This is a genomic window from Protofrankia sp. CiP1_Cm_nod4 (genome assembly GCF_982290645.1).
This window is the reverse complement of sequence record NZ_CEVIVC010000150.1, coordinates 1-11437: the sequence shown is the minus strand read 5'-3', so window position 1 is coordinate 11437 and position 11437 is coordinate 1. Positions and strand designations below refer to the sequence as shown.

Annotated in this window: 11 protein-coding genes and 1 pseudogene; 2 read left to right on the top strand and 10 right to left on the bottom strand. The window is 71.0% G+C overall.

Features of this window, described 5'->3' with window-relative positions:
- The 5 genes from AC5LSR_RS20525 to AC5LSR_RS20505 form a co-directional block, all read right to left on the bottom strand.
- On the bottom strand, positions 1–1426 hold a 1426-nt coding region (locus tag AC5LSR_RS20525), incomplete at its 3' end, for a WD40 repeat domain-containing protein (RefSeq protein ID WP_250281330.1).
- Between the two features lie 164 nt (positions 1427–1590).
- Entirely contained in the window at positions 1591–2184 is a 594-nt protein-coding gene (locus AC5LSR_RS20520; RefSeq protein WP_250281332.1) for a TetR/AcrR family transcriptional regulator, read from the bottom strand.
- Positions 2185–2364: 180 nt separating this feature from the next.
- On the bottom strand, positions 2365–3135 hold the full coding sequence (locus AC5LSR_RS20515; RefSeq protein WP_250281334.1) for an AfsR/SARP family transcriptional regulator: 771 nt from the start codon (positions 3133–3135) through the stop codon (positions 2365–2367).
- A 163-nt stretch (positions 3136–3298) separates the two neighbouring features.
- Positions 3299–3766: an MFS transporter gene (locus tag AC5LSR_RS20510; protein WP_250281336.1), complete on the bottom strand. Its 468-nt coding sequence runs from the start codon at positions 3764–3766 to the stop codon at positions 3299–3301.
- A complete protein-coding gene (locus AC5LSR_RS20505; RefSeq protein WP_250281338.1) occupies positions 3724–4758 on the bottom strand; it encodes an MFS transporter in 1035 nt (344 codons plus the stop codon). Before AC5LSR_RS20505 ends, AC5LSR_RS20510 begins: the two co-directional genes overlap by 43 nt.
- 112 nt (positions 4759–4870) lie before the next feature.
- Here AC5LSR_RS20505 and AC5LSR_RS20500 point away from each other — a divergent pair, with 112 nt between their 5' ends.
- A complete protein-coding gene (locus AC5LSR_RS20500; protein ID WP_493468844.1) occupies positions 4871–5284 on the top strand; it encodes a hypothetical protein in 414 nt (137 codons plus the stop codon).
- Positions 5285–5736: 452 nt separating this feature from the next.
- A pseudogene (locus AC5LSR_RS20495) lies at positions 5737–6111 on the top strand (LLM class flavin-dependent oxidoreductase); the annotation flags it as partial.
- A 93-nt stretch (positions 6112–6204) separates the two neighbouring features.
- On the opposite strand, the gene AC5LSR_RS20490 reads toward AC5LSR_RS20495, so the two are convergent.
- From AC5LSR_RS20490 to AC5LSR_RS20470, 5 genes are all read right to left on the bottom strand, one after another.
- Positions 6205–7644: an NAD(P)/FAD-dependent oxidoreductase gene (locus tag AC5LSR_RS20490; RefSeq protein WP_250281341.1), complete on the bottom strand. Its 1440-nt coding sequence runs from the start codon at positions 7642–7644 to the stop codon at positions 6205–6207.
- Positions 7645–7875: 231 nt separating this feature from the next.
- The gene (locus AC5LSR_RS20485; RefSeq protein WP_013873759.1) at positions 7876–8367 is read right to left on the bottom strand and encodes a DUF3237 domain-containing protein; all 492 of its coding nucleotides are present in this window, start codon (positions 8365–8367) and stop codon (positions 7876–7878) included.
- A 418-nt stretch (positions 8368–8785) separates the two neighbouring features.
- The gene (locus AC5LSR_RS20480) at positions 8786–9652 is read right to left on the bottom strand and encodes a DUF6390 family protein (RefSeq protein WP_250281343.1); all 867 of its coding nucleotides are present in this window, start codon (positions 9650–9652) and stop codon (positions 8786–8788) included.
- Positions 9649–10749 (bottom strand): hydrogenase formation protein HypD, encoded by a 1101-nt coding sequence (gene hypD / locus AC5LSR_RS20475; protein WP_250281345.1) that lies wholly within the window; start codon positions 10747–10749, stop codon positions 9649–9651. Before hypD ends, AC5LSR_RS20480 begins: the two co-directional genes overlap by 4 nt.
- A 256-nt stretch (positions 10750–11005) precedes the next feature.
- Complete coding sequence (locus tag AC5LSR_RS20470; protein WP_250281347.1) at positions 11006–11278, bottom strand: HypC/HybG/HupF family hydrogenase formation chaperone; 273 nt, start codon at positions 11276–11278, stop codon at positions 11006–11008.
- Positions 11279–11437: the final 159 nt, after the last annotated feature.

Below are 11437 nucleotides of genomic sequence, written 5' to 3'. Positions count from 1 at the left end.
TTATACGGCCGCCAGCAGGGCCACCACCGACAGTGGTGGGATCGGTGCCGACGGGGGCGGCGATGGGCTTGCCGGTGAGGGTGACCAGGTCCGCGAGCAGGGACAGTGGGGGCCACAGCCCACCGGCTCCCAGCAGGACCAGCCCGGCCGCCGCGGTCCGCAGCGCCGCCGCGGCCGTGCCCACAGCCGCGGGCACCGAAGATATGACCATGCTGGACGATGTGCCCGTGGACGATGTGGCCATGGTGGACGCCGACAGGCGCGGCACCTCCACCGCCCGCACCGTGGCGTCGCCGCCGCCGGTGGCGAGCAGGAGCCGGCCCTCCCCGCCGACGGCCCACGCCACCGACCAGACCGGGCCGGGATAGCCGGTGAGGGTGCGCAGGCAGGTGCCGCCGACCGGGTCCCACACCCGCACCGTGCCGTCGAAGCTGCTGGAGGCGAGTAGCGGAGCCCGGCCGTCACCACCGGCGGCCCACGCAACCGAACCGACTCCGTCGGTGTGGCCGGTGAGGGTGTGCAGGCAGGCACCGCTGGCCGGATCCCACACCCGCACCGTGCGGTCGCCGCCGCCGCTGGCGAGCAGGAGCCGGCCGTCCCGGCCGGTCACCCACGCCACCGTGTCGACCCCGCCGGTGTGGCCGGTGAGAGTGTGCAGGCAGGTGCCGGTCAGGGGGTCCCACACCCGTACCGTGCGGTCGTAGCCGCCGCCGCTGGCGAGCAGGTGCTGGCCGTCCCGGCCGGTCGCCCACGCCACCGAGTTGACCCCGTCGGTGTGGCCGGTGAGGTTGCGCAGGCAGCTGCCGGCGAGGGTGTCCCACACCTGCACCGTGGCGTCGCGGCTGCCCGCGGCGAGCAACGGCCGACTGTCACCGCCGGTCGCCCACGCCACCGACATGACGCTACGGGTGGGACGGCGGGTCATGGTGTGCAGGCAGGCGCCGGTGAACGGATCCCACACCCGCACCGTCGTATCCTCACTGCCGGTAGCAAGCAGCAGCCGTCCGTCGCTGTCGGTCACCCACGCTACCGACCAGACTCCGTTGGCATGGCCGGTGAGGGTGTGCAGGCAGGTGCCGGTGAACGGATCCCACACCCGCGCCGTGGCATCCTCACCACCGGTGGCAAGCAGCAGCCGCCCGTCCCGCTCGGCCGCCCACGCCACCGACATGACCGGGCCGGTATGGCCACCGGTCAGGGTGGTCGACGATTCGGCGACAGCGACATCACCTGGCGCCCACGGCTCGTCCCGCCGGGGAGCTGGTTCGGCCGGCCGCGCGTCGTCGGACAGGGGTGAGACCCTCGCGGGATCACCCGTGCGGCCCACGGTGCGGGCATGTGTGACCGCCCAGGCGCGTAGGGCGGCGTCCACGGGCGGGGTGGTGCTCGCCTGACCCGTCGGACCATTCTCCCGCTGCTCGTCCACGCCGCCTCGCCGCCCCGCCAGTGCTGTCGCCCGCCGACACCTGCCGACGTCGCCCCGCGGCGATCAGCGTAACCCCGGCGCATGCGGATCAGTTCGGTCAGCCGGCCGCCGGCGGCTGACCGCGACCGGCCAGCGGCCCGTGACAGCCTGGTGACGGTGCACTGTCAGCGGTCCCGGACGGTGATGCCTGCCAGGATCAGGTGGAGGAAGCGAGTGCTGCCGTCCCTGTCGGGCAGTGCGTTCTCCCGTACCCATGCCGCGCCGCCGAGCAGGTCGAACAGTTCCTCGGGGGTGAGGTCCGCGCGGACCCGGCCGGCGTCCTGAGCCGCCCGCAGCAGCTCCGCCCCGCAGCGGTGCATAGCCATGCACACGGCATGTGACGGTGTGCCCTCGTCGTACATGCTCTGCGTCAGGATCTCGACCAGCCCCCGGAAGGTGCTGAAGTGCTCGATGGCGTTGGCCATCCAGTCCGTCAGCGCGTGGAGCGGGTCGACGCCGTCGGCCCGCATGCCCTCGGCGCGCGCGACAAGCGCCTGCAGACCGTCCCTGGTCGTGGCCTCGACCAGACAGGCCCGGGTCGGGAAGTGCCGGTAGAGGGTGCCGATGGCGACCCCCGCCTGGCTGGCGATCTCCTCCAGTGACGCGTCGGAACCGGCGGCGTCGAACGCCTTGCGCGCGGCGCTGAGGATCGCGTCGTAGTTGCGTCTTCCGTCAGCCCGCTTGGGACGGTGGGCGATGTACGGTACGGCGCCTCCCATCGGCCCTCCTCTCGCGTCTCCCCGCTGGCAGCCTGAGCATTTCTCATGTTGGGAGCGCCCGGCAACAGGGATCCGATCATCAGTCGAGACAAACAGGGCGATCCACGACGTCGGGATGGCAGGGCCACCGGTCCACACGGCCACGCAGCCGGGCGGCCACGCAGCCGGGCGGGAAAGAAGTCAGACCTGTCCCGTCACGGCATAGTCGAGACTGTCGTTCAGGATGGCGTTCTGGAGTCGGCGCATCGTCTCACCGGGCTCGAGCCCGAGCTCGTCCCGTAGTACCCGCCGGGTGTGCTGGAACACCCTGAGCGCTTCGGCGCGGCGGCCCGACCGGTGCAGCGCGAGCATCAGCTGTTCCCGGAAGGCCTCGTGCAGCGGGTGCTCCTCGACCCAGTTCGTCAGGTCGCCCACCAGCTCACGGTGGCGTCCCGTCCGCAGCAGGCAGTACGCGATCGACTCCAGGCATTCCAGCCGTATCTCCTCCGCCCACCGTACGAAAGTGGTTGTGGTCGCGCCTCTGCCGATCCCGGCCAGCACGGGCCCGCGGAAAAGCCGCGACGCCGCGGTGAAGCTGACGAGCGCCCGCTCCGGATCAGGCATGCGGTTCTCCCGCCCGCGGGCATGCGACACCCGTAGTTCGCAGGTGTCCAGCAAAGCCTCGTCGACCGCGAGCAGATAGCCCTGCGGGTGCGTTACGATCACCGCGTTGCGCACCCTGAAATGGGCGAACATCTTACGTAGATGAGAAACGTAGACGTGCAGTCCGGCGCGCGCCCGGCGGGGCCGTTCCTCACCCCAGATCTCGCTGATCAGCTCCTCGGAGAAGACCGGGCGGTTCGCGCGGATGAGAAGCACGGCGAGCAGGGTCTCGATTTTGGCCGCGCTGATCGTCCTCGGACCGTCCCGGTCGCTCACCAGTTGGAGAGGGCCCAGCAACTCGAATCTCACGGCTTCTCTCACGACTTCCACAGCCCTGTCCTCTGCCGGATGAAGCCCCGTCCCGCGCGCAGGACGGGACGGATGTGGATGACGACGGTGCGGCGGGCCGGAGCCCGCTTCGCCTGACGCGGCACCAGCGGCGTGGTCGGGATACATGTGGGCGGGGTATCCGTCAGGCTCTCTCGCCGGCGAGCTCGGGCCGCGTGACCGGCTTCCTGGCACCGGTCAGCCCGAACACGGCCAGCGCGAGCGCTGTCGCGGTGTAGCCGACGCCGACGTAGAACGCGATCCGGTAGCCGTGGACGACGTCGGTGGCGGTGCCGGCCGTGCCGGCGGTCGCGGCGCCGAACACCGCCACCAGGATGGCCAGCCCGATCGAGCCGCCCAGCCGCTGCGAGACGTTGAGCACCCCGGCGGCGGCGCCGGCGATGCCGGGTTCCACGTCGGCCAGCGCGATCCGGGTGACCAGGGCGAACTGCAGCCCGATGCCGGCGCCGAAGAGCGTCATCGGCCCGAGCACGGCCGCGAGGTAGGAGCTGTGCTCGGTGATCCGGGTGAGCCAGACGGTTGCCGTCAGAGTGGCGGTCGCACCGACGATCAGGACGGGTTTGGCGCCGAACCGTTCGGACAGCCCGGACACCAGTGGGAGAACGCGAAGATCCCGATGCCCCACGGCACGAACGCCAGCCCGGCCTGGAACGGGGTCAGCCGCAGGATGTTCTGCAGGAACTGGGTGACGAAGAAGAAGATGGCGAAGATCGACCCGCCGAGCAGCAGCAGCAGGTTCGCGCTGACCCGGTTGCGGTTGCGGAACAGCGCGAGCGGGGTCAGCGGCGCCTCGGTCCGCCGCTCGACCGCCACGAAGGCGACCAGCAGCAGCACACCCACCACGGTCAGCGTCAGCAGTTCGGGCCAGCTGCCGGACGAGCTGCGGATCAGGACGTAGGTCAGCGCGGTGACCCCGAGGGTGGACAGCAGTGCCCCGGTGACGTCGAAGCGTCCGCCGGCCCGGTCCGACTCACGGATATGGACGGTCGCGAGCGCCGCGACGAACACTCCGATCGGCACGTTGACGAACATGGTCCAGCACCAGGAGGCCCATTCTGTGAGCACGCCACCAAGGATCATCCCGACCACGCCGCCGGCCCCGGACACCGCGCCGTAGACGCCGATGGCCCTGGCCCGGGCCGGCCCGGCGAAGTTGGTGGCGATCAGAGCGAGCGCGGTCGGTGACGCGACCGCGGCACCGACGCCCTGCAGGGCCCGCGCGGCCACCAGCGCTCCCGCGTTCGGCGCGAGCCCGGCCAGCAGCGAGGCCAGGGTGAACAGCCAGACCCCGGCGAGGAAGACGCGTCTGCGTCCGAGGATGTCCCCGGCCCGCCCGCCGAGCAGGAGCAGCCCGCCGAAGGTCAGCGTGTAGGCGTTGAGCACCCAGGACAGCCCGGTCGGTGAGAACCCGAGGTCGAAGCGGATGTCGGGCAGCGCGATGTTGACCACGCTGGCGTCGAGCACCACCATCAGCTGGCTCACCGCGATCGCGGTGAGGAGCAGCGCCGGCCGGCCGCGCGGAGCCGAGCCGGTGGCCTCGGCGGCAGCGATGGTGGTGGGCGCGCCACTGGGCGAGGCAGCCATCAGCCCTCCGTTGGCAGTGAGACGTCGGCAGCGGGAAAGGACGGGAGAGGTTACGGAAGATCGGAGGAGACCCGAGGCCGGTGGGGACTGCCGGGCGCTGGCCGACGAACGCGTGTTCGTGCCCGCCCACCGGGTGCTGCTCGGCGTTCTGGGCCGCGCGGCCGGGCGGGGCGAGATCAGGGCCGAGCTGGTCACCGACCTGATCGCGCTCGGCCTCGGCGGCCTGGCCGGCCCAGTAGCGCAGCCGGTAGAACTCGCGCGCGGGCACCGGCGCGAAACGCCACGCGGCCGGGTGCCAGCCGGCACCCTCCAGCGCGACGGCGAGATGAAGCGGAGCGTGACCTGCCACGGCTCACCACACTTTCCGGGTGTCTCTGGCACCACCACCGGTACGGCCACCGGAAAAAGATCTCCTGATACCGGCACGTCGATACGGTCGTGGCGGCTGGTAAAGGCGTGCGCGGCACTCGGGAAAAGCCGACACGGCAGTGCCCCCACCAGACAACACGGCCTCCACGAACGCTGACACGAATAACGCGGCCGACACCGGATCCGGTCTTTTACGCGGCCTGCGACTGGGCGGATCTTACAGTCGGCCGAAGAGCCGGACAAGAGGCCTGGCGGGCGACGTGGCCATCATTTTGGTACGGCTTTAGAACTGTTCTGGAACACGTAATACAAAAGACAACGGAACAGCGGTACGGTGCTGGGCGGGGCCGCCCCTGAAAAGGCCGCCCGGCCCAGCAGCCCACCAGCCCACCAGAGCCAGTCGAGGAGCTCGATTGACCGCGCTGTCCGTGCTCGACCAGGGGCCGGTAGGCCGCGACACCGGCCCACGGCAGGCCATCCACGACTCCGTCGCGGTGGCGAGGGAACTCGACACGGCCGGCTACTCCAGGTACTGGGTCGCGGAACATCACGGCACCGCCAGCCGGGCGGTCTCCGCGCCGGAGGTCCTCGTCGGGGCCGCCGGACGACGTGCCGCTGCCCCCGGTGTACCTGCTCGGCTCCAGCGCGTCCGCCGCGCGGACGGCCGCCGCTGTCGGCCTCCCGTACGCGATGACCGCCGGCTTCCGCGACCCGGCCCTGGCCGTCGAAGGGCTGCGGCTCTACCGGCAGCGGTTCACCCCGACCCGCGACGGCGATCGCCCGTACGCGATCGTGGTGCTCCGGGCGTGGGTCGGTGACGACCGGGAGCACGCCGAGGCGCTCGCCGCGCCGGAGCGGCTGGCCAACGTGTGGCAGCTCGCCGGTGCCGCGGCGGCGCTGGTACCGGTGCGCGAGGCGCTCGCGTACCGGTTCAGCGAACCGGAACGCGCCGTGCGGGACCGTCTTGACCTGCGCTCGGACCTGGTCGGCGCGCCTCACGGCGCCGCAGCGGTCGAACGTCCCGGCGTGCCGGCCCCGGCCCCGCGAAGCCGCACGCCCATGGACGAGAAACAGCCCTCACGATGCCGGCTGGGGCGCGGCTTCCGCCTCGGCCGTCCGCGGCCGGGGTGGCTCCCCCACCGACCAGCCCGGCCGTTCGGACGGCGCCCAGCCGTCGTAACGGAATCCGCCGAACCGGGTTTCCCAGCGAATGGCGAGCTCCGTCGGGATCTCGCCCGCGACCTCCCGCAGGATGCCGCGGCGGTCCGCACCGGGGGCGGCCAGCGCCCGGACCAGGCCACGCACCATCCTTGACGGCCCGATCACGTGCTCGACCTTCCGCGTCCGGTTGAAGGTGTCGCTGAAGTCCGGCCGGCCCTCGCCCCTGTCCCCGAACGTCCGCAGAACCTCGCGGATCAGCGCGGAGGGAGCGTCCGGACGGGACTCCCGGTTACCCCAGTGATAGCTGCTGCGTGTGTCGTCGTCCCGGTTCTTCTCCCACGCACGGAGAGCTCTGTCGAGCGCAGCCTGATCGTCGAGGACGGCGTTGGCCGCCTCGCCGAGAAGCCGCCCGTGACGCAGGGCGTCACGCTGTCCCTGACCTGCGACAGGATCCTTGAAATGCCCGGAGTCACCCGCCAGCGCCCACCCGGGTCCGCTTGACCGCCGGTAGTAGGAGGCCAGTTTTCTGGTCGACCGGAGCTGGCTTACGTTCTGGGCGCCGCTGATCCGCTCCGCGACCTCGGGCTCCTCGGCGACGGCCTCCTGCCAGAACCGTTCACCGCCCTGCTGGAAACGGGGAATGTCGTCCGCCGGGGCCATGAACACCACGAGCAGGCGTCCGCGTGGGCTTGACGGCAGAGTCAGAACAATGCGCGGGCCACTGCGGTATATGCCGTAGATCTCGTGGTGGATCGTGTCCACCGCGGGGTCGTCCATGTAGCGGAAGGCGAATCCCCGCCCGTTCTTCGACCCCCGATAAGGTGTCCAGGCGCCGACGGCCGCCGCGGTCCTGGACTGCCTGCCGTCCGCACCGACCACGAGCCTGGCCCGGATTTCGTACTTCCGCCCGTCGTGCCGGTAGCGCACACCGACGGCTCGACCGTTCTCCCAGAGCACGTCCTCGAACACGGATTTCTCACGTACGTCGGCACCGGCCTCGCGGCAGGCGGTGACCAGGCACACGTCCTGGTCGTACCGCGGAACGCAGACCCCGTAGTCGATCCCGTCCACCGTGGCGAAACGCTCACGTAAACGAATATCGCCGACCGTGACACCCAGATAACGGGCCTGCGCGGGGCCGAGCTTCAGAATGTGCGGCAGCGCGCCCATGCGTTGCAGTTCCGACACCCCGCTGGGTACCAGGACGTGCGTCGACAGCTGATCCGACGGGAAACTCGTCCTGTCCAGCAGGATCACTTTTCGCCCGGCCCGCGCAAGCGGCACCGCCGTGGCCGTACCGGCAAGTCGCGCGCCAACAATGACGACATCGGCATCTTCAGCACCCGTCAGGGTCACAACGCCTCCCAAGGCATGCGCTACGCGTCCGACCATAATCTTCCGTGCTCTGGCACGCTCCCCTCATAAGGGTCAACCTGGTGCCTCCATCGGGATAAAATCCCTCCGGAGAGGCCCGTTCACCCGCCCCGGGTGAATCTCGGTCGGTCACGCCCGGTCGACTGGCCGAGTCGACTCGCCCTGTCAACTCGGCCAGTCGATTCGGCCAGTCGATTCGGCTAGTCGATTCGGCTAGTCGATTCGGAAGACACCGAACTCGATCGCGCCGTTGACAAGACGCCCACGGCCGACGAACACACGGCGCTGCAGCCAGGCGTATCGCTCGTCACCGGTCTCGAACCGAAGGGTGATACTCAGATACTGGTCGGTGTGGCTGGTCGTGCCACCGGTCTGTAACGCGGTCCCGACGGCCTCGTTCATCTCGACGAGGCCGGTGTACTGGACGTAGATGGTCGCGTCGTCGTCGGTACGCCACAGGCCCCGCACGTCGATACGCCCGAAACCGTCCAGGCCGATGAGGACCCAGTCGCCGCCGCTGTCCGCCAGCACATCGGCGTTGATCCGCCTGCCTGTCACACGGCCGCCGGCGAAGCCGAAGAACAGCCGGGTTCCGAAGGGACCGGTTCCGACCGCCAGCGGCGGACTGAGCTCGGCCCGATAGACGAACTCCTCGGCGACGGTCAGAGCAGCGTCCAGACCAGCATCGGTGGCGGTCTCGCTCATCGTTCTCCTCAGGGTTGTGAGTACTCGTGCGCGGACAGCGGACGTGGATGGTGTCTGCTGGCCTGGCCCACCGCTCGCGGGAGACGTTCCCGAGTTCGCTCGAGCGATCGCTCCCCAGGCCGGCGTCGACCCCCGCGACGGGAACCCCGTGGACGAGCGCCGTGCTCACGCGACACGGATGACCAGCGGATGACCATCCGATCGGATGGATCTCAGGTGGCGCCAGGCAACGCTTTGATCTATGTCACATTTTGTTGACAGAACGGTATGATGGTTGGACCAATCATGTCAACCGATCCGCACAGCCCATGTCAGCCCACCGCCAGCGGTGGGCAGCGGCGATCAGCGGGCAGCAACAGCAGGCCAGAAGCCGGAGGCCGGAGGCCGGACGTCATGGGCAGCGCCGCCGCGCCACCCGTCAGGCGTCGTCCCGCACCTGTCGGGTGGGCGCTTCCCCGGCCGGGCCGGCCTCCCGGGTGCGGGCCAGCCGGCGGTTGGTGAGCTCAAGCTGGGTCACTGTGTCGCGGCGCAGCGTCGTGGCCTGCCCGTCGGTGAGCCGGCCGCTGACCCGGTCCCAGTGCAGGGCGACCCACTCCCCCGGTCGCACGTCGGGGGCGAAGCTGACACCGCCGGTGACGAGCGCGGCCCGCAGCGGCCGGGGCCCGGACAGCCCGAGCCCGCCGTTCTCCCAGGTCAGGCCCGCGGAGCGCACCACGACATGATCGCCGTCGCGTTCCGTCACCTGCCCCCAGCGAATCCGGCAGCTGTCCAGCACGTGCAGTGGCCAGGTGGGGTCCGGCGAGTCCAGCAGCCGGGACCAAGGGTAGACCCCGAAGACGTGGAAGCAGTGGTTCGGCGCGACCTCGTCAAGGATCTGCGGGGTGAGGTGCCGCCAGTACCACCCGGCCTGCGGACCGATCACAGCCAGCAGCGCCGCGCCGAACTCGCGGGGGTCGACCGCCTCCGACACGCCGCCGCCGAGCCAGTACGCCTCGACCACCCGGCGGTCGAGCGGGTCGTCGATACCGGTGAGCCGGGCCAGGATCCGCAGGTACGGCCATGCTCCGTGGAAGCGGCGGGCCAACGCCCGCAGATCACCCCCTGTGGCACCAGCTCCGCCAGCTCCGGCGGAGTCGGTCGCACTCGCGGCACCCGTCGCACCGGCGGCACCGGCGGTCAGCAGGGCCCGCGGCGCGTCGGCCGGGCCGCAGTAGCCGAGCTCGTTCGGCGCGTAGGCGTAACGGGCGAACATCCGCGCGCCGTCCTCGTCACGGGGCGCGCTCACCGCAGGGCCATCCGTCCGAAGGTGTAGTAGGCCGCGCAGGCGCCCTCCGAGGAGACCATGCAGGTGCCGATCGGGGTCTGCGGCGTGCAGGCGGTGCCGAACACCTTGCACTCCCACGGCTTGAGGACGCCCTTGAGGACCTCCCCGCACTGGCACGCCTTCGGGTCGGCGACGCGGACGCCGGGCATGTCGAACCGCCGCTCGGCGTCGAACCGCGCGAAGCCGTCGGTCAGCCGCAGCGCGCTCTGCGCGATGAAGCCCAGCCCACGCCACTCGAAATGGGGCCGCAGCTCGAACACCCGCGCCATCAGCGCCAGCGCCTGGGGGTTGCCCTCCTCGCGCACCACCCGGCCGTACTGGTTCTCGACCTCGCAGCGCCCCTGCCGGATCTGCCGGAGCAGCATCGCGACCGCGGCGAGGATGTCCAGCGGCTCGAAGCCGGCCACCACGACCGGCCTGCCGTACGTCTCGGGGACGAAGCGGTACGGCCGGCTGCCCACCACGGTCGAGACGTGCCCCGGCCCGATGAAGCCCGACAGCCGCAGGCCGGGCGAGCGCAGGATCGCCCGCAGCGGCGGAATGATCGTGACGTGGTTGCAGAACACGCTGAAGTTGGTCAGCCCCAGCTCCCGGGCCCGCAGCAGCGTCACCGCGGTGGACGGGGCGGTGGTCTCGAACCCGACCGCGAAGAACACGACGTGCCGGTCCGGGTTGTCCACGGCCACCCCGAGCGCGTCCAGCGGCGAGTACACGAAGCGGACGTCCGCCCCGCGCGCCCTGGCCTCCAGCAGGCTGCCGCGGCCACCGGGCACCCGCATCATGTCGCCGAACGAGGTGAGGATGACCCCCGGCTGCTCGGCCAGCCAGATGGCGTCGTCGACCCGTCCCATCGGGATGACGCACACCGGGCAGCCCGGCCCGTGCACCAGCTCCACCGACTCGGGCAGCAGGTGCTGGATGCCGTGCCGGTAGATGGTGTGGGTGTGGCCGCCGCACACCTCCATGAACGCGTAGCTGTCCGTCCCGGCCAGCTCCGTGATGGCGGCCACCAGCGCACGCGCGGCCGCCGGATCGCGGAACTCGTCGACGAAACGCATCGGATTCTCCTCGCGGTGACGGCTGACGGCTACGGCCGGCGAGCCGGAACGATCTGTACGGCAGCGGTGGAACCGGCCGCGGCAGGCGTGGCAGACGCAACGATCCCGGCAGATACGGCGGCCCAGGCGGACACGACGGCCCAGGCGGACACGGCGAGCAGGGCAGGCACGGCCGACACGACGGGCACAGCCGACGCGAGGAGCGTGGCCGACACGGCGAGCGCGGCCGACACGGTGAGCGCGGCGAGCGCGGCGGTCAGGGGATCGCGGACGAGCCGAACGCCTCGATCTCGTCCTGGTAGGCCGCGCCCAGCTTCTCCATCGCCTCGAGCGTGCGCGTCGCCTCGGCCTCGTCGATCACCGCCAGGGCGAACCCGACGTGCACCAGCACCCAGTCCCCGACCCGTGGGCCGTCCGCCGCGACCAGCCGGATGCTGATCGTCCGCCGCACCCCGCTGACGTCGACCGTCGCGAGATGCCGCTCCGCGTCGACGATCTCGACAAGCCGCCCGGGAATCCCCAGACACATCAACAGCCTCCTCACGCTACGACGCAGTGCCACCACCTGGCGACACCCCTCTGCCCACCCGCCCACACCTCTCATCACCCGGCGCGGCGGGTCGCGCCACGGCCTGGCGACCACCTGCCCCACCCGCACACACCTCTCACCACACGTCACGTCTCACCC